Source organism: Candidatus Xianfuyuplasma coldseepsis (genome assembly GCF_014023125.1).
Taxonomy (GTDB): Bacteria; Bacillota_I; Bacilli_A; order Izemoplasmatales; family Izemoplasmataceae; genus Xianfuyuplasma; species Xianfuyuplasma coldseepsis.
This window is the reverse complement of sequence record NZ_CP048914.1, coordinates 1,643,682-1,662,876: the sequence shown is the minus strand read 5'-3', so window position 1 is coordinate 1,662,876 and position 19,195 is coordinate 1,643,682. Positions and strand designations below refer to the sequence as shown.

Below are 19,195 nucleotides of genomic sequence, written 5' to 3'. Positions count from 1 at the left end.
TGTGAGGTGAAATTATGAAAATCAATCGAGCGTATATTTTACGCCTTGCAAAGGAGATATTACAGATTCCTAGTCCCAGTGGATATCCCGTTGAAATCATCCCCAGAATCAAACAAGAAGCTTCAACATATAACCTTGAAACAACAACGACAAAAAAGGGGAATTTGATCATTACATATCCCGGTTTGACAGACTATAGTGTTGGATTAAGTGTTCACGTCGATACTCTTGGTGCTATGGTTCGCAGCATCAACAGTAAAGGGGAAATCAAATTCACCACAATTGGTGGGCCGATTTGGCCAACATTGGATGGTGAATATTGTACCATTAAAACCCGTGATAACAAGGAATATACCGGTACATTCTTATCGACAAGTCCTGCGATTCACGTTTACAAAGATGCAAAATCAAAAGAACGCAGTCCGGAAAATATGTATGTTCGCTTGGATGAAGTTGTTCACAATAAAGAAGACGTCGAACAACTAGGCATTGAAGTTGGTAATTTCATTTTCATCGATCCCAAAACCACAATTACATCCAGTAATTTTATCAAGTCTAGATTCTTAGATGACAAGATCAATGTCGCCAGTATTTTTGGCTTAATTCAATATTTACAAGAACAGAACATCACGCCAAAATACACGATTAAATTTATAATCTCTACGTATGAAGAAGTCGGCCACGGTGCTTCCTTTATTCCGGAACTGGACGAAATGATTGCTGTGGATATGGGCTGCATTGGCGATGACTTAACCTGCACGGAATACGATGTCTCGATTTGTCCCAAAGATTCCAGTGGTCCGTATGATTATGATTTAACAAACCGCTTAATTCAAGTTGCCAAAGCGAACGACATCGCCCATGCGGTAGATATTTATCCGTATTACGGTAGTGACGTTTCTGCTGCAATTCGTGGTGGTAATGATTTTAAAGGAGCCTTATTAGGTCCTGGTGTTCACGCTTCACATGGCATGGAGAGAACCCATGTGAAAGCAATCGAAGCCACGATTTCATTATTGCTTCATTATTTAACCTAAAAAACGCATAATTGCGTTTTTTTTATGGTATAATTGACTGTTAGGAGTGAGCCTATGAAAATCACATTGCCCAATTATCAAGAATCGATACTAAACGTCACAAACTCCTTTTTGCGACACTATAAAGCAAAACATGATTATCCTTCATTACCCGAACTCGATCAAGTCCTAGACAATCATTCGTTTAATCATATTATCTATGTGTTACTAGATGGACTTGGAATGAACGTAATCGAAGAACATCTACAGCCAAATGACGCCATCCGCCAATATCTTCAACGGCCGATTACCAGCGTTTTTCCACCGACAACGGTTGCAGCAACCGATGCGGTATTGTCCGGTGATCCCCCGATTGTTAACGGTCATATCGGTTGGGTCCAGTATTATCAAGAAGAAGACGTTCACGCTGTGGTATTTCAGAATAAAGATTTTTACACTGGTGACGTGTTCAGCGAGGATTTACGACATAAATATTTCTCATTTGAAACCATGTACGACAAGATAAATAAGGCCAATCCAACGATTCAAACCAATGAGTTTTTTCCATCGTTTCGTGAAGGTGGTAGTGAGACTTTTGCCCAGCAGATTGAGCGTGTCCTATTAACGACACACAATACCGATCAATCGTTCAATTACGTCTATTGGATCGAACCGGATTTAACCCAACATGTCCATGGGACGTCCAGCAAGGAAACCAAGGCCGTTGTCCAAGGATTGAATCAGGACTTTACATCACTAATTAACAATGTAGATGATGATACACTTGTTGTTTTGATTGCCGATCACGGTCTCGTTGATGTCGACATTATTCCTCTCTTCGAATATCACGATGTGACAACCCATTTTATTCGCAAACCAGCAATTGAACCACGGGTGACTACATTTTATATCAAAGAGGGGCATGAATCCGCATTCGAAGAGTCATTTACTACACATTTCGGCTCGTACTTCGACTTATACAAAACATCGGATTTTCTAGAGAAACAATGGTTTGGTGAGGGAGAGATCCATCCTAATTTAATGCAGTGTTTTGGGAATTACATTAGTGTCGCCACATCACTATCTATGTTTGGTCTCCATGAAGGTAAAGGATACAAAGCACATCATGCCGGACTTAGTGCTGAAGAAATGATGGTTCCACTCATAATTTATTACAATCAAAAAAAGGTCAAATGACCTTTTTTTTATTCAATGGTATCAATATAGTAATACGAACTATTGAAGAATCGTTTGTAATTTGTCACGTCCTTACTAACAAATGTGACGATAAACTCTTCTTCATTGGATCCAACTTCAATGGTTGCAATAATGGTACTACCGCTTGTTACAGTGCGTTTCACCGTTACGGTCTCACCATCAAATAATTGGACAAACGTATCACAATAGCTCCTCGTCTCATCGCCAAAATACGTTTCACAGGCATCACTGGAATCCATATTGGTAAAGAAATCGGTAACCAATTGATCTTTATCAGTATAACCAGATGGCATCACAAAGAGCATATAGGCTCCATATAAAACAGCTGCGATGATGAGAAGAATTAAAAGTCGCTTCCCAAGTTTTTTCATTCGTTTTCTTCTTTCTTCGCCGCCTTTTTAAACGGTCTAGAGAAGATACTAGCAACTCCCTTTGGAAAAGCAACCAAGCCTTCAGAGATGATCCTTGGCATGAGTTTTACACTTTCTTTATAGGCATTTCGACGAATTTGTTTCTTGTCTAATAACTGGTTGTCATTATACAGGTATTTTTGCGTAATAATCCCGACACGACACGTAAGTAAGCTATTTGCTATTCCACCAATCAAGCTCGACGAGATTGTTTTTAAGAAGGGAATATCGGTTAGGGTTTCACCAATTTTCGTTGGCATGTATTCTGTCATATCAATATCTTCGATTCCTTCGGCAATGAGTGAGGTTACCATGACATTCAAACTGAGTTTACCCAAATATGGATAACTCGGACGAAATCCCGATACTTCAACTATTTCGCGAATCATTTTCAAGTTAATAGCCAACACACTAAGCATATCCAAATTTCCATTTTGCGATAAAGCCGTGGTTACTAGCACGCTTTTAGCATTGCGGACGATCACTTCATTCATCTCGTTTTTAAGCGTGGTTTCAAATACGGTCTGAAGACTATTGCGAAGCTCTTCATGGTTGTTCATAGAACCTTTTAATAGCTCTTTATCATCGTCGGTTAATCGATTGTTTTTCAATAATACTTGGGTGGCATCCTTATAGATTTTATGTCGCTTCGTATCATCGGTTAACATCGCATCTACGGTAAATGTTGGACTGAGTGCAATCACGCGAATCGGATTGACAATTAACACATAAAAGAGAAGGATGCTTATTCCATAAAATGTATATTCGACGTACGGAGAGATTTCTCGTAATTTCACACCGACATCAAGTACATTGCTTAACAAAATAAAGAATATGACGATAAATGCGCCTATTCCAATTAAAATCCAAAACCGTTTTTTACCCATCATATCACCTCGTTATCCCTATTTTATCACAGAGTTGTGAACATTGTAAGAATATCGGAAAAAAGCACGAAAACGTGCTTATTCTTCTTTTAGAAACTGTTGTAGGAGTGCTTCTTCTTGTAAGACTTCATCAACAAATTCTTTGTCTTCCTTTGGTGGCATTGTCGTGATACTGACAACCATGTTATAGACGACATAGATCAACGCCAAAACGTAGTTTAAGTTTATTGCTTTAACGATTCGACTACTGGTATAGTAAAAATCAGTGTATAAATAGTTGTTCTCAATCAATCCACCAATACGGTCGGGGATCATATAGACGTATACGATTTGTGATGCAATCATCACCACGGTGATTAATCCATTGTAAATGGCGACATCTCGTAACGATTGCGTTGTCACATCTTTGTGGCGTCCAATCAGTACGAATACCAGGATATTCAACACCAAGAATATGAAATACGAAACGAGAGGCATATTGAAAATGGTGTTTGTTTCGTAAAGGGTTTCTAAATGTACATTGAATAAGGTTACCGTAACCAATCCATGAAAGTTCGTCCCGAAACGATTGTTATAAAGGACAATCGCCAATAAGAAATAAAGTCCAATCACGATACTAAAATGTACGTATGTCCGCATAATCGATGTTTTATTCATCGTCTTTTTCCTCCAGATATTGATTATAGTACTGTTTTACAACCTCATGATCAAAGGGATATGATCGCTGTTCAATTCGTTCTTTTAATACCGACAGTTCACGTTCTAGAATCGACTTCAGTTCGATCGGATATTCCATTTTCATTTTATGTTTATTGTATTCATTGCGGTCCAGTGTTGTATAAGAAAAATCATCTACTACTTTAATATCAAGATCATAATCAATGTATTTTAACGCTTCATCATCAATGACAAAAGGACTAGCGATATTGCAATAAAAGTGAATTTCATTCTTTTTAATAATGCCAATAATGTTAAACCAATGGTCTGTAAAAAACCACGTAACTGAGGGTTCTCTGGTATGCCAGAAACGGCCATTGGACTCAATCACCTTTGTTCGTCGATTAACAACAACAATGTAATCATCCGCTTCAGCGACTACAGTTGCTTTTTCCCAAATTCGGTGCAATGTTTCATCATGTTTATAGCTTTGTATTTGGATGTTTTTCCCCACCAAAGTACTCATCGTCTCACCTCTTATTTTTGTAAGTAGTCTTTGCCTTTCATACTATCGGGTTCATGGCTATACAACCCTTTGTATCCTTGTTGCCGCAGCACTTCATACGCAACTATTGCGACGGTATTACTGAGATTTAAGCTGCGTACCTTGTCCGTCATTGGCAAACGCAAACATCGATCCAAATGTCCTTGTAATATATCTTTTGGAATCCCACTCGATTCCGCCCCAAAGACTAAGAACACATCTTCATCAATGGTATAATCCATCGCATCGGGTGACGTTTGACCATATCGTGTCAAAAAGAACAAGGTACCCGTGTTTTTTTCAATAAACTCTTCCCAGTTTTTATACACCGTATAATCCACATGTTCTAAATAATTTGCAGCACTCCGTTTCACATACTTGGTATCCAATTTAAATCCAAGGGGTTCAATGAGATGTAAATGCATGTTGGTCGCTGCACACGTTCTCATAATATTCCCCGTATTTTGTGGAATTTCGGGGTGATACAATACAATATGATTCATATTATCACAATCCTTCCAAGATGGCTATTACACGTTTTGCTGTTTCATTATACCATAGATTATCTTCTAATATAACCATACTTTTACGGATATCTGGAAGATACGATATCAAACGCTGATTTGCAATCAAACATAAGGCATTGCGTTTTATAATCGATGCCCCACGCCAACTAGAAGCATTATTCTGATACACCTTCATATACTCACGGTTACTCATCGACAGCAACTCTTTAAGATTTATATTTTCAATACCGCTTGGTTCAAACTCAGGATATTTATGAATATCCAGTGCACCATTTTTAGGACAGACACGCTGACAAATGTCACACCCGTAAATCATCGTTTTAAAATAGGAAATTTCTTCATCACTAAACGGAATTTTCTCTTGCGATAAATGTGAGATGCATTTGTCTTGTTCAAAGCCATTGTCCAGTGCTCCACTAGGACAAGCATCAATGCATTTGCGACACGTTCCACAATCGTCGAGCGGTTGGATATTAGATGTTATATCCTGGTCGATAAGGATTGTTGCTAAAAACGAATAGGTTCCATATTGAGGAATAATTAAGTATTGGTTTTTACCAAGGAATCCCATCGTACTTAAGTATCCCGCAAAACGTTCATCCACACCACTGATATCAACACTGGCTTTTGATTGAATATTGAGTTCGGATAATTTCGTTGTTATTTGATCTAATATTCTCTGAAACACCAGGTGATAATCGACATTGTAACTATATCGTGACAAAATCCCATACCCTTTTCCGGACCATTTCACTAATTTGGATGGATAGGGAATCGCCAACGTAATAATCGTCTTGTAAGCTTCCAAATAATGGTAATCACTAAAACCATCGCTTTTGTCCAATGCACTGCGATGGTTTTTATACTCTGAAACGGATATAAAATTGTATACTTCCACATATTCTTGTAATATTGCTTCGATTTGTTGTTTCAATGGGATCACCATCTTTATTATATATCCATTATATAGTCTTTTTCAGGAAAGTCAAAATGCAAAATACTGTGTTATTTTGCTACATAAAGTCTATTATGTTGCTATTTATCACACTTCACCCATTGAATGTGTGAATTTGCTACAATATAAGTGGTGAAAACATATGAATAATATCGGTGAAATGTTACGTAAAATCAGAGATGAAAAAGGATTCCCTCAAAAAGTTATTGCTGAACATTTAGGTGTTCATCGAACAAACTATTCGCGAATTGAAAACAACATTCAAAAACTCACACCTGAGCAGATTGTTTTATTTTGCGAATTTTGCGATGTATCTGCAGATTACCTTTTAGGTGTATCCGTTCAAAACAAAGAAGTATACAGTGTTCAAACAATGGAAGAAATTACGAAAAAAGCAGATGAAATCAAAGCACTGATTAAACGATAAAAAAGCCCATATTTGGGCTTTTTTAATTGTTAAAGATTACAGTTGCTACATATCCAAAGATAAAGATAATCCATCCTGGATGCCATAATCCCCAAATAAATCCGAGAATTAAGAATCCAGCTGCACATGTTGCATAGATTGCTTCATTAATCTTTTTTTGTCGATACGTCATCATAGTACCTCCTGACAATTGTTCGGTTGAGACGGTAGCATACAGTACAAGTGGTACGGCAATCGCCGCAATGATAAGGATCACCGGTACGTATGATTGATACTCCTCAACACCATAGATAAAGATTGAGATTGGCGAGAGAACAAGCATTGTAATTGCGATAATGAATAACAATAATTTACGGTTTTGAATTTTTTTCGATAATTCTTTGTCTTTAAGTTTCCCCCGTAAAATTTCATCTACTGTTACTTCATAGATATCAGCAATTGCGACAAGGGTAAATGCATCGGGAAGATTTTCTCCACGTTCCCACTTGCTCACAGCTTGGAATGATACACCAAGTTTATCGGCTAACTCTGCTTGCGTAAACTGATGTTCTTTCCGTAATTGAATTAAAATTTCTGAAATGTTTCCTTTCATGTTATCACCTCACCATTAGTCTATAACAATGCCATCATAACCACAATAACGCATATGTTGTATTTACTAAACCTGTGGTTGAATTTCACATTTAATTCCCTTTATAAAGACATTTTTTAATTCTAGTAAAAGTTGAATATACTTAATTATACAATAAAAAAAGCAATTAATACAAGATTAATTGCTTCGAATGTCATCTAATATAGAATCATTGAAAAGTTGATTGCGGAACATTTCTATTTCAAATTTATATGGGGGATGAATCTTGTCTTTACTGTCGTCACTTGGTGTAACATATGGTGTTTCAAGGATTTTCGGAATTGAAGTGAAATCTGGATGATTGACGATGTAGTTCAATGCATCAAATCCAAGATAACCAAACCCAATGTTTTCATGACGGTCTTTTCCTGCACCTTTTGGATTTTTGGAATCGTTAATATGGAATACGCTAATCCGATCCTTACCAATAACACGATCAAACTCATCAATCACTGCATCAAAATCATTCTTTGTATCATATCCAGCATCATGCGTATGACATGTATCAAAACATACACTAAGACGTTCATCGTGTTCAACCCCATCGATAATCGCTTGTAGCTCCTCAAATCGACGACCGACTTCCGTCCCTTTTCCCGCCATCGTTTCGAGTGCAATTTTAACATCCAAGTCCTTGGTGTTTTCAATAACTTTGTTTAATCCCTCAATAATATATTGGATTCCAATCTCAACACCTTGTTTCACATGTGCCCCAGGATGAAGGACAATTTGCTTCGCTCCTATAGCAGCAGTTCGCTCAATTTCACTTGTTAAAAAATCCACAGCAAATTGCCGTTTGGTTGGATCCCCATTGGCAAGGTTCATGATGTAAGGTGCATGAACAATGATGTTTTCAAATGGGATACCTGCTTGATTCATTAATGCTTTTGCTTCTTCTATTTTCATCGATGACATCGGTTTACGACGTGTGTTTTGTGGTGCTCCTGTATAAATCATGAAGCTGTTTGCGTTATATGACAAAGCTTCCTGTACAGCACCAACTAACATGTCGTTCCCATTCATCGATACATGACTACCGATTTTTAACATTACGACCTCCGTTTTTTTCGAAGCACGCGTTTCTTCGCTTCTTGTACTTTTTTATGATATTTCTTTTTGTATCCTGGTTTGACTTTTTTATTGTTCTTTTTCACATTGAGTGTGTGTTTATCAAACCCAGCAGTAACTCGTTCGCGTTTATCTCGTTCTTTTCGTTCCCGTCGGTGGACAAGTTCACCGTCTTTGATATCTTTATAGGCGATGTCAATTCCTTTTTGTTCAAGGAAATCGACATACGCGTCATCATTTGGTCCATAAAAACTAATGGCTAACCCATCATAACTGGCTCGCCCGGTACGTCCCGTACGATGAACATAGAATTCCATATCTCGTGGAAGCTCGTAATTGATTACGTGACTGACACCATCAATATCAATTCCACGGGAAGCAATATCACTGGCAATGATGTATTGAAAATCACCATTATTAGCCATTTTCATAATCCGGTTTCGTTCTCTTGCGGGAATGCCCCCATGTAGTTTTGCAGCGTTATATCCTTGACTAATGATGTGACTACCGAGTTCTTCGACGGTCTCTTTGGTGTTACAGAAAATAATTGCAACATAAGGATTTAGAACTTGTAACAATTTATCGATCATGGTTTTCCGTTGTTTCGATTTTAACGGAACAAACACATGTTCAATATTCAGACTAGATAGTTCTTGGGGTTTGACGTATACTTCAAATGGATTCGTCATATATTTGCGTAAAAAGGGTTTTAGTTTTTCTGGTATTGTTGCACTGAACACCATCATTTGCAAATCCTCTTTCATTACACTAGCAATTTGATCAATGTCTTCTAAGAATCCACTATCCATCGCCATATCGGCTTCGTCAACAACAAATGTCTTAGCGGAATAAATCTTCAACTTGTTCTCTTTAATCGCTAAATCGCGTAGTTTTCCCGGTGTTCCAATAACAATCTGTGGTTGTGATTTTTCGAGTCGTTCTAACTCTTTTTGACGGTTACTCCCACCGGTATATCGACGGATATCAATTAACGTCTCACTGTGATTGGCGATTTGTTTGGCAAACGTATAGATTTGATTAGCGAGTTCTCTTGTGGGAGATGTAATTACGACTTCTACGTCATCAGAGGACACATCAAGATTTTCAAAAATCGGTATCAAAAAAGCATGCGTTTTACCACTACCAGTCTGACTACAACCAATGATATCCTCTCCTTTTATCGCAACAGGTATCACTTTGTTTTGGACCTCAGTAAACGCTTTAAATCCCAGTTCTTCTACCGCTTTCTTAATGTATGGTTTTTGTATGTTCATTGTGTATTCCTCCCGTACAAATTATACTACATAATTATATCATTTCCAAATATTATGACTATCTTGTATAATGGATTTAGGTGATTCTATGCAAACAATAAAAATCACACCACGTGGCTATTGTCATGGTGTTGTGAATGCAATAAATACTATAACAAAATTGACTGAATTGTCAACAAAAAAACCAATAACGATTCTCGGTTGGGTGGTTCACAACAAACAAGTAGTCGATTATTTCAAAGCCAAAGGCATTAAAACTTTGCATGATCCATCCAAAACGCGATTGGAACTATTGGATGAAATCGATGAAGGCATTGTCGTCTTTACTGCGCACGGTGTCAGTCCCCAAGTATACAAAAAAGCGGAAGAAAAAGGATTGGAAATCATCGATACAACATGTCGTGATGTCGTAAAATCGCACACCGTCGTTCAAGAGTTGATTGACGATGATTACGAAATCATATATATCGGCAAACACAATCATCCAGAAAGTGATGGAGCCAAAGGAATTAGTCCGTATGTTCACGTGGTGGAAACAATAGAAGAAATCAAATCGCTACGTATCACAAAAAGCAAAGTCGCTCTCACCAATCAAACCACAATGAGTTTATACGACATCTATCAACTTGCTGAGGAGGCACAAGCACTCTATCCCGATATCTACTTTGTCGATGAGATTTGCAATGCAACTCGCATTCGTCAAGAAGCCGTTCGTAATGCTTCACAGGATATCGATCACATTTATGTGGTTGGTGATTCGATGTCCAACAACTCCCGCCATTTACAACAAGTATCCATCGAGGAGGCGGATATCCCCTCGACACTCATTCAATCGGTGGAAGACATCAATATTAAAGAACTCGCTCAATACAAGGTTGTAGGCGTTACGAGTGGTGCATCAACACCAACACAAGTAACCAATGAAGTCATCGCCTTTTTACAACAATTTGATCCTTCTGATACCTCAACACATCAGAACATCAGTAGCTTACGCACAGAGACATTACTCGAAAGAAAAAGCACTCGCTAGAGTGCTTTTATTTTTTAGTTACCAGCATCAATACCTGAGGCACTATCTAAAGCAGTTTCTGACGCTCCATCTCCGTCATTCAGATCAATAGATGCAGTGACTATGATTGTGTAAGATTCACCGCCGATAATTGTATAATTACTAAATGTAATTGTACGGGTACCTCCTTCAGGATTACTGTTTGCATTTGATACATACATGTCAACTTCGTCGACGTATACACCATTAACATACAGATACGCTGTCCAAGATGTATCCGTTGCCACCGTGTCTGTATCTGAACCGATAGTGATATCAACTTCTAAGTTGTCTGCAACATTTTCCCAATTAACAAAGTTCTCGATTGAGACAGTTGGAGCAACTTGTGCTGTTGTTGTAGATGTATCCGTTGCAAGCATTTCTGCTGCTTGAACACCATTTCCATCCAGTAAGTTATAATCGGTTTCGACACGCACTTCATACTCTACTCCACTTAGGAGACCGCTAAATTGATCAGTATTATTTCCTACAATTAATGCAATCGTATCACCAGTAGCAATACCATCTTTATACAGAACTGCTTGCAAGTTGCCAGTGATGACAGTATCATCATCTGTAACATCGATGTCAAAGTCAATTGTTGTATCCCCCTCAGTTAGGCTATTAATAACGGCTGAAGGTGTAGCCGGAACATCTGTTGTAAATTCATATTCATAAACAGCTTCTGTTTCTGTTCCAGCACCCACATCATATGATGCGCTGATAACCAAACGATAATCATAATTTGTCAATAGATTCGTCATTTCAATGGTAGTAGTTGTATCACTGGTAATGATATATGTCGCTTTTGTAGTGAGACCTTCGTAAAGAGTAGCTGTCATGATAGACGTTGTCAGGATGCTTGATGCATCATCAATCGTAATATCAACTAAGTGATGACCCTTGTTACTGACAAGATCGTTGGTAATATTATCAATAGTGACCAGAACATCTGTCGATTGTGTTTGTGAGACTAATTCCACATCCGCTACAGGTCCATTACCATCATCCAACTCGTAATCTGCAAATACTTTGATTTCATATTCAGTTCCAGCTAGCAAGGTTGAAAACTGGATGTTATTCACACCAATTACTAGAGCAATGCTATCTACTTCTACGCTGTTTAGATATAGTACAGCAGATAAATTCGTATTGACATTGTCATTATCGATTACAGTAATATCCACATCAAGTGTTGTATTTGCAGGAGTAATAGCATCAATGGTTGCTGTTGGTGCAACTTCTGGTTTATCTTGGATGTATACAACTTGTTCTGCAAGTACTTGATCAGTCAAGTCACCGACACCATCTAATTGATTGTAATCTGCCTGAATTTCAACACGATAAGAAGTTTGTTCGATGATGATATAGTCAAATGAAATATTATTTGTTCCAACATTCAATACTACAGTATCAAGCACTGCACCACTACTATCGTAGAGGATTGCTTCAATATTACCAATGGTTGTATTATCATCATCGGTAATTTCTACGGTCATATCAAGTGTTGTTGGTAAGACAGTGGTTCCACTTATCGCTGCGCTAGGCACCTCATATGCAAGTGTTGATAAGCTAAAGGTTGCGATGAGTCCATCATCTTGTAATCCGGCACCATCATCCAAATCGTAATCTGCTGTAAAACGAATTTCAAATGGGAAGTTCGCTAAGAAGCCAGACAAGTCAAAGCTAATGGTGTTGATTGATACAGCCTGTGTTGCCACTACACTATCATTCACTACTAATAATGCTTTCACCGTACCAGGTGTCATCACACCATCTACATCATCGATAGTATATTCGATAACTACTTCATCTTCAGATACAGTTGTGCTATTCAAGGTAATTTGTGGCACTACTTTTTCTAATGTGACTACATAACTAAAGTCTAGTATTTCATCTGTTATAGCTCCACTAACTTCACCAAGATCATAATCACCGATGATTTCGATATAATATTCGGTATCAGAATCCAATCCGGTAAATGTAATTATTGTGGTTCCTAATGCAACATTTTGTCTTGTTACTTCAATATTGTTTTGATAAAGCACTGCTTCAATAGAACCATCCAATGTGCTATGTGTATCCACACTTTCAAGTTCAAGCGTGATTGTCGTACTAGCTGCTGTCTCTGTTACAATTGTGCTTGTAGGCACATTCAAACTACTGGTTTGGAATGTTCTATCAACAATTGTTTCGGTCAGTATTCCAACATCTTCAGATATTGGTTCACCATCATTCAGGTCATAATCAACTTCAACCTGCAATATGTAGGTTTCATTTGTAAACAATCCAGTAAACTCTACATTACTATTAAATCCAATATTCAATCCAATGCGATCAACTTCAACACCGGCTTCATTGTAAAGTACCGCATCACGTGATGTTGTGACACTATCAAAATCTGTAACAGTCACATCAACAATAATAGTATCGTTATTCAGAGTATCTAAATCAAATGATGCAGTTGGTACTGCATACGAATCTGTAGTAGCAGTTTCTGATATTGCCATAACACTGCTATAGACACCATTTCCATCACCATTATTATAATCTGTGACTATACGAATTTCGTATTCAGTTCCAGATAATAAACCAGTGAAGTTTTCTCCTGGATTTGCACCAACGTTAATAATTGTTTGTGCTTCATATACACCATCAAGATATAACTGGGCATATAAATTTCCGGTTGTGACAGAATTATTATCATATATTGTCGCATCGAAGGTAATGCTTGTTTCATCGACGACGATGTTTTCAATCACGGCTTCTGGTGCGAGTAAGTTGTATGAAATCAAGACCGCTTCTCCTAAGATGGCATCATCTTGTACCCCGGTACCATCCAATAAATCATAGTCAGCCGTGACGACTATACTATAGAATTGATCTTGAGTAACTGTATGACTGAAGGAGACATCGTTGCTACCTACGGATAGAACGACGGAATCCATCGGGGTTTCAGTTTCATCATACAATGTAGCAATGATGGTTGCGACAACGCTAGTGTCATCATTATCCGTGACAACGATGGTAGTGTCGACACTGTTTTGATGCGGTGTGATATCGCCAATGCTGATACTTGGTGCGTCATAGGCTAGAGTACGTAGTTCAATACTTGCTAAGACACCATCATCAATTAATCCATTACCGTCATCTAAATTATAATCTCCAGTAATACGAATCTCGAATGGGTAATCAGCGATGAAACCACTGAGATCGAATAGAACTTGATCGGTTAATAATTCTTGGGATGCGATCAACGTTACACCATCATATAATGATGCGATTAAGGTGTTGTTTGTATAGACACCATTATTGTCTAAGACACGGACGTCAAAGCTTACTTGATCGTAGGTGATTGAGACATTGCTGGTTTGAATACTTGGAGTTTCTTTGGCAGCGGTGGTAACGAGTTGACTATCAAACTCAACATCGGTTTGTTCACCAGCACCATCTTCTAAATCGTAGTCAGCGAAGACTTTTACTTCATACTCGTTATTTGCGAGTAATGTGTCAAAGGTGACGGTGTTTTCTCCAACAACTAAAACTTCTTCTTGGACAGTAGCTATACCATCTTTATATAATACCGCTTTTAAGTTGCCGGTTATCGCGCCATCATCATCAACGACCGTAATACCTACATCAAAAGCATCAAAGTCTGTTGCGATACTACCGATATTTACCACTGGTATCAGTACTGCTCTCGTTGTTTGGTAGGTAAATACTATAACTTCTCCAAACACTTCACCACTACGTTCTTGTAGGTCATAATCGGTTTCAATTTGAATGAGGTACTCACTACTTGACGCTAGTCCACTAAAGGTTTCACTTTGTTCCCCGACATTCAACGGAATCGAATCCACTTCAGAACCATTCAAGTATAATACTGCTTTAAGGTTATTTGTTACACTATAGTCATCTTCAACGATTACAGTAAAATCAATACTATCCGCATCAAATCCATCAATATTAAAGCTCGCACTTGGTGCTTCTAAAGCGTCGGTAGTGAACGTTGAACTTGCAAGTTCTTCATTGATCACTGTTGAAAGACCCGTATTTAAATCATAGTCGATAAAGACTTTCACGGTATAACTTTCATTCGCATATAATCCAGTATTAAAGGTTACATTATCATTTGTTCCGATAGAGACTAAGATTGTTTCTACTACAGTACCAAATTGGTCATATAAGACGACACGGCGTTCACTACTGACGGCATCTGTATCGGTGATGACAACATCAACGATAATACTATCTTCCGTGATCGAATCTTCTAATACACTAGTTGTTGGTGCTGCTTGTGCGTTCGTTGTTACTACAGTGCTTACCAACGTTTGATTAGCGTAGGTTCCTACCCCATCACTACTGTCATAATCTGTGATTACTCGTAATTCGTAATCACGATTAGATCTCAATCCCGGGAAGGATAAATCATCATTAAGAAGATTAATATCGAGTGGTAATTGATCAATGTATGTACCATCCAAGTAGAGTTGAACAAAGGTTGATGCAGCAATAATGGTAGCATCATTGTCATATACCATCGCATCAAATGTGATGGATGTTTGATCCAAATTGATATCACTAATGATAGCTTCAGGTATTAGTTTATTATAGATTGATACAACAGTTTCAGCTAAGATAGCATCATCTTGTGTTGCGGTTGCATCACGAAGGTTGTAATCGGCAACGATCACCACGCGATAGAGTTCTTGATACATTGTTGTGAAATCAAAGCTTATCGCATTGCTACCAACGACTAATGGGATCGCCGGTGCAACTTCAGCACCAGTATTATCGATTAATCGTGCTTCTAATCCGGCTACGATAGTGTTGTCAACATCGGTTACATTAACGGTAGCTTCAACCGTTGTTTGTGTTGCAACTGCGCCTGTGATACTTGCTTCAGGTACAGCATTTGTCAAGGTTGTAAAGGTTAAGGATGCAATTGTTCCATCCAGTACATCACCTTGATTATCACCTAAGTTATAATCACCTGTGAAGCGGATTTCAAAATCAAAGTCGGCAATGAAATTGGCAATATCGAAAGACACAGTGTCACTATCATATTGAATTTCATCGATAAGACTATCGCCAACATATAATCCAACATATAACGTTCCATCAATCATGACATCTTCGACATCATCAAAGGTAATGTTGAAGGTGATTTCTGTTTTCGTTAATGATAAATTACTTAGTACATATTCTGGTAATGGTTTGGTATCGGTATGAAGTTCAAATGTACCAATTTCTTGATGCAACTGTTCCCCGAGTTCATCGTTTCGATTATAATCGGCAAAGACGCGAACAGTATAATCGTAATCGGAATATAAGGTATCAAATGCAACCGCGAGATTTTGACCTACTGTAAGAGGTTGTTCAGCAATTTTTAACCCATCTTCATACAGTTCTGCAATTAAGTTATCGGTAATTGTACCATCATTATCACGCACTTCAATATCAACGATAAACGACGTATAATCCGTAATTAAGTTGCCAAAGCCTACTGTCGGTGCGGCTAAATCATCGGTACGAACATCAACTTCATCAAGAACAACGGCGAGTTCTGGCGATGTTTCAAGATTTAAATCATAGTCCGCTTCGAGTTTGATCGTATAATCCGTCGCCGAATCAACACCTAGGAATGCAACACCTTCTTGTGCTCCTAGAACGACCGGAACAACGTCTCCCGTTGCCACGTCATCTTTATACAATACCGCTTGTAAGTTTCCTGTAATAATTGAACTATCATCATTTACAAACGTATCAAATGTAATCGAATTACTTGTTACTATCACATTGGAAATACTACCAAATACACGGTTGTATCCCGTTGTTGTTAACGAGATTTGTTCCAACAATGCATCGGTAACAGCTGCTTCACCATCATTGAGGTCATAATCGGCAACAATGTTGATGTAGTATCTTGTTTCCGCATATACCGTGTCAAATGTAACATTGTTGTTAATTCCAACATTTAGAGTTATTTCATCACCCGTTGGAATAAGGTCTCCCGTTCCACTATCCACTTCTAACAAGATGGCGCGGAGATTCCCCGTAATCACGCTATGTACGTCGTAAACTTCAATGCCAAGAGTAATAGTCTCTTGATTTGCTTGTTGCGAAATGATTGATGCACTAGGTTCATCATTGCGATCGGTTTTTATCGTTATTTCGTCAATCATATAATTACTTATTACGCCATTACCATCATTCAAATCATAATCGGCATAGAGGCGTATTGTATAGTTGTTATCGGATAATAATCCAACGAACTCAATATTGAAATTTTCACCAATGACAAGTGGTTGGGTTGCAATGGATGTACCTTCATAGAGTAATTCCGCAATGATACTTCCTGGTTCAACAACACCAAAGTCATCGATAATATCGACATCGATGGTAATGCTATTTTGATCTTGCTCTGAATCGAGTAAATCGTACGTTGGCAAGTCTTTGCTCAACGTCATTACATCGAGTGCGATCAACATCATATCTTCTAAGACCCCACTACCGTCATCCAAGTTGTAATCACCGATTACTTCAATCGTATATTGATTATTGGATAACAGGCCATCTACTTCAATCGAGTTATGTCCCTCGCTAACCAGGACGCTGGTAATCTCTGTGGATCCTAAGTATAGATATGCATAGGTTTCACCTGGTATACTCGTTCCATCCGCATCGATGATAACCACATCGAAATCAATCGTTGATGTTGTTGCTACGACATTGTGGATTTCAGCAATTGGCGCTTTGTCTTCTGCGGTATAGGACACGATCCGTCGTAAGACTTGATCAAACTTCGCTCCTGTTTCATCGCGTAAATTATAATCCGCGACAAACTCGATGTAGTAATTTGTTTCTGAAGTGGTTGGGTAATCAAATATGATTTGAGTTGCTGTTTTATCAAACTCTACCGTTTGAACAACGGTATCCCCTTCATATAAAAATGCTTCAATGCTTCCCATCAATGTCTCATTGGCATCGAGTACCTGAAGATCGATAGTAACGTACCCTTGTTCGACAAGGATTCCTACTATATTAATCGACGGAATCGCATTTTCTAATGTGTTGTACGTGTTGGACAAAAGAACTTGATCTTCTTGAATCCCGAGTCCGTTATTTAAGTCATAGTCTCCTAGGATTTTAATCGTGAAGTCTTTATTACTGAAGAGGTTGCTTACTTGGAAATCAACATGGTATTGCTCGATAACCGCTGTATCAACATATTCGCCTTCAATATAAATTTCAGCGTATAAAGTGGTTTCATCAATCACGTCAAATGGATCATTGATGAAGACATCAAACTCAATACTATTTTCCTGCAAATCCATGTTCAAAATCGCCGGTGTTGGTACCTGACGTGGTAAAGTCGAAAAGGTATGAATCGCAAGAGTATTATCTTCTTGCACCCCAATTCCATCATTTAAGTCGTAATCAGCGCGTACTTCAATATCATAACTTTTATCATTTAGTAAGTCCTCAAAAGTCAATTCTGTCGTTGTACCAGTGAGATTTATGGAATCCACCAAAATATCATCGTTATAGATACCTACAACGAGTCCACCAGGTGTGACAACATTATCTTCATCGTTAAAGTTCACATCGAATGTGACGGAATTACTGGATGTTTCAACATTTTCGATACTTGCACTAGGCAGTCCTTTGCGCAATGTTGAGTATGTTTCACTATATAAAGGTATATTGCTTTGCACGTCATTACCATCATCAAGATCATAGGATCCGATGATTTTAATCTCATAATCGCGATGCGCCAGCAAACCGGTAAAGGTTACTGTAATTAACCCACTTTCAATACTTTCTGAGTCAATTAGCGTTTCTCCGGAATACAGATATGCGATTAGTGTATCGGGTAAGATGACACTATCTTCATCTTCAATGTTGAAATCAACAGAAATGGATTCGATTGTAGTACTAAAGTTTTCCCGTGATATGCTTGGTAAATCTTTATAGACATAAACACGGAACTCATTATTGTTGGTAATGGTCACGTATTGATTGTTTTCACCATCTAAATAGTTGATTCGATCAACGGAGTAAATGGTTTCTTCCAATGTTGTTCCGACATCCAAATCAAAGGTAATCAAGGTGTTCGTAGATGTAGGATCAAACTTCGTGGAAAAATGAGTATACCCATTAATTACCACAGATTTTATTTTTAAATTACTGGGATTGGTGAGGGCAACCTCAACAGTGACCGTATCACCTTTACCACGATAGTATGTATAAAACTCACCACCGGTAACCGGTTCAATATTGTCAACTCGTACAGAAACAAAAGTCGGTGCAATAACTTCACCATCATCATTACAAGCTGTTAAAATCAGACTCATGACCAATGCCGTGATAATTATTAAAAATTTTCGCATATCCATTCCTCCATGTTGTCGTTTCTTATTTATAATAAGAACCAAATTTATACCTCAAAAAATGTATCCTTTTTTCTAATTCATTATTGTACCATAAAAATGACCATATATCAATGAAAACTGCACGTCTTAAAAAAAAA

The 19,195-nt window shown here is 38.0% G+C and carries 14 protein-coding genes; 4 read left to right on the top strand and 10 right to left on the bottom strand.

The annotated features are described in order from the left end of the window. Positions 1 to 14: 14 nt before the first annotated feature. Together G4Z02_RS08090 and G4Z02_RS08085 are read left to right on the top strand one after the other, a co-directional pair. Positions 15 to 1,037 (top strand): M42 family metallopeptidase, encoded by a 1,023-nt coding sequence (locus G4Z02_RS08090; protein WP_258877509.1) that lies wholly within the window; start codon positions 15 to 17, stop codon positions 1,035 to 1,037. Between the two features lie 54 nt (positions 1,038 to 1,091). Further along, a complete protein-coding gene (locus G4Z02_RS08085) occupies positions 1,092 to 2,213 on the top strand; it encodes an alkaline phosphatase family protein (RefSeq protein ID WP_258877508.1) in 1,122 nt (373 codons plus the stop codon). 8 nt (positions 2,214 to 2,221) lie between these two features. On the opposite strand, the gene G4Z02_RS08080 is transcribed toward G4Z02_RS08085, so the two are convergent. The 6 genes from G4Z02_RS08080 to G4Z02_RS08055 form a co-directional block, all read right to left on the bottom strand. Beyond that, complete coding sequence (locus tag G4Z02_RS08080; RefSeq protein WP_258877507.1) at positions 2,222 to 2,605, bottom strand: hypothetical protein; 384 nt, start codon at positions 2,603 to 2,605, stop codon at positions 2,222 to 2,224. After that, a complete protein-coding gene (locus G4Z02_RS08075; protein WP_258877506.1) occupies positions 2,602 to 3,531 on the bottom strand; it encodes a YcjF family protein in 930 nt (309 codons plus the stop codon). The genes G4Z02_RS08080 and G4Z02_RS08075 overlap by 4 nt, the downstream gene beginning before the upstream one ends. 78 nt (positions 3,532 to 3,609) lie before the next feature. Then, the gene (locus tag G4Z02_RS08070; RefSeq protein WP_258877505.1) at positions 3,610 to 4,188 is read right to left on the bottom strand and encodes a hypothetical protein; all 579 of its coding nucleotides are present in this window, start codon (positions 4,186 to 4,188) and stop codon (positions 3,610 to 3,612) included. Then, positions 4,181 to 4,714: a DUF402 domain-containing protein gene (locus tag G4Z02_RS08065; RefSeq protein WP_258877504.1), complete on the bottom strand. Its 534-nt coding sequence runs from the start codon at positions 4,712 to 4,714 to the stop codon at positions 4,181 to 4,183. Before G4Z02_RS08065 ends, G4Z02_RS08070 begins: the two co-directional genes overlap by 8 nt. Positions 4,715 to 4,725: 11 nt before the next feature. Next, the gene (locus G4Z02_RS08060) at positions 4,726 to 5,235 is read right to left on the bottom strand and encodes a tRNA (cytidine(34)-2'-O)-methyltransferase (RefSeq protein ID WP_258877503.1); all 510 of its coding nucleotides are present in this window, start codon (positions 5,233 to 5,235) and stop codon (positions 4,726 to 4,728) included. Between the two features lie 4 nt (positions 5,236 to 5,239). Beyond that, on the bottom strand, positions 5,240 to 6,193 hold the full coding sequence (locus G4Z02_RS08055) for an epoxyqueuosine reductase (RefSeq protein WP_258877502.1): 954 nt from the start codon (positions 6,191 to 6,193) through the stop codon (positions 5,240 to 5,242). A gap of 163 nt (positions 6,194 to 6,356) precedes the next feature. On the opposite strand from G4Z02_RS08055, the gene G4Z02_RS08050 reads away from it, so the two are divergent. After that, the gene (locus tag G4Z02_RS08050) at positions 6,357 to 6,641 is read left to right on the top strand and encodes a helix-turn-helix domain-containing protein (RefSeq protein WP_258877501.1); all 285 of its coding nucleotides are present in this window, start codon (positions 6,357 to 6,359) and stop codon (positions 6,639 to 6,641) included. 22 nt (positions 6,642 to 6,663) lie between these two features. Here G4Z02_RS08050 and G4Z02_RS08045 read toward each other — a convergent pair whose 3' ends face one another. The 3 genes from G4Z02_RS08045 to G4Z02_RS08035 form a co-directional block, all read right to left on the bottom strand. Further along, positions 6,664 to 7,233 carry a helix-turn-helix domain-containing protein gene (locus G4Z02_RS08045; RefSeq protein ID WP_258877500.1) on the bottom strand — a complete coding sequence of 190 codons (570 nt, stop codon included), beginning with the start codon at positions 7,231 to 7,233 and terminating at the stop codon, positions 6,664 to 6,666. 177 nt (positions 7,234 to 7,410) lie between these two features. Beyond that, positions 7,411 to 8,322 (bottom strand): deoxyribonuclease IV, encoded by a 912-nt coding sequence (locus G4Z02_RS08040; RefSeq protein ID WP_258877499.1) that lies wholly within the window; start codon positions 8,320 to 8,322, stop codon positions 7,411 to 7,413. Beyond that, positions 8,322 to 9,614 (bottom strand): DEAD/DEAH box helicase, encoded by a 1,293-nt coding sequence (locus G4Z02_RS08035; RefSeq protein ID WP_258877498.1) that lies wholly within the window; start codon positions 9,612 to 9,614, stop codon positions 8,322 to 8,324. Before G4Z02_RS08035 ends, G4Z02_RS08040 begins: the two co-directional genes overlap by 1 nt. 88 nt (positions 9,615 to 9,702) lie before the next feature. Here G4Z02_RS08035 and G4Z02_RS08030 point away from each other — a divergent pair, with 88 nt between their 5' ends. Continuing rightward, positions 9,703 to 10,644 carry a 4-hydroxy-3-methylbut-2-enyl diphosphate reductase gene (locus G4Z02_RS08030; protein WP_258877497.1) on the top strand — a complete coding sequence of 314 codons (942 nt, stop codon included), beginning with the start codon at positions 9,703 to 9,705 and terminating at the stop codon, positions 10,642 to 10,644. 14 nt (positions 10,645 to 10,658) lie between these two features. Here the strand turns inward: G4Z02_RS08030 and G4Z02_RS08025 are convergent, their stop codons facing one another. Further along, entirely contained in the window at positions 10,659 to 19,055 is an 8,397-nt protein-coding gene (locus G4Z02_RS08025; RefSeq protein ID WP_258877496.1) for a hypothetical protein, read from the bottom strand. Positions 19,056 to 19,195: the final 140 nt, after the last annotated feature.

Coding starts and splice junctions, on each gene's coding strand:
- G4Z02_RS08090 (WP_258877509.1), top strand. CDS start 15: ATGAAAATCAATCGAGCGTATATTTTACGCCTTGCAAAGGAGATATTA.
- G4Z02_RS08085 (WP_258877508.1), top strand. CDS start 1,092: ATGAAAATCACATTGCCCAATTATCAAGAATCGATACTAAACGTCACA.
- G4Z02_RS08080 (WP_258877507.1), bottom strand. CDS start 2,605: ATGAAAAAACTTGGGAAGCGACTTTTAATTCTTCTCATCATCGCAGCT.
- G4Z02_RS08075 (WP_258877506.1), bottom strand. CDS start 3,531: ATGGGTAAAAAACGGTTTTGGATTTTAATTGGAATAGGCGCATTTATC.
- G4Z02_RS08070 (WP_258877505.1), bottom strand. CDS start 4,188: ATGAATAAAACATCGATTATGCGGACATACGTACATTTTAGTATCGTG.
- G4Z02_RS08065 (WP_258877504.1), bottom strand. CDS start 4,714: ATGAGTACTTTGGTGGGGAAAAACATCCAAATACAAAGCTATAAACAT.
- G4Z02_RS08060 (WP_258877503.1), bottom strand. CDS start 5,235: ATGAATCATATTGTATTGTATCACCCCGAAATTCCACAAAATACGGGG.
- G4Z02_RS08050 (WP_258877501.1), top strand. CDS start 6,357: ATGAATAATATCGGTGAAATGTTACGTAAAATCAGAGATGAAAAAGGA.
- G4Z02_RS08045 (WP_258877500.1), bottom strand. CDS start 7,233: ATGAAAGGAAACATTTCAGAAATTTTAATTCAATTACGGAAAGAACAT.
- G4Z02_RS08040 (WP_258877499.1), bottom strand. CDS start 8,322: ATGTTAAAAATCGGTAGTCATGTATCGATGAATGGGAACGACATGTTA.
- G4Z02_RS08035 (WP_258877498.1), bottom strand. CDS start 9,614: ATGAACATACAAAAACCATACATTAAGAAAGCGGTAGAAGAACTGGGA.
- G4Z02_RS08030 (WP_258877497.1), top strand. CDS start 9,703: ATGCAAACAATAAAAATCACACCACGTGGCTATTGTCATGGTGTTGTG.
- G4Z02_RS08025 (WP_258877496.1), bottom strand. CDS start 19,055: ATGCGAAAATTTTTAATAATTATCACGGCATTGGTCATGAGTCTGATT.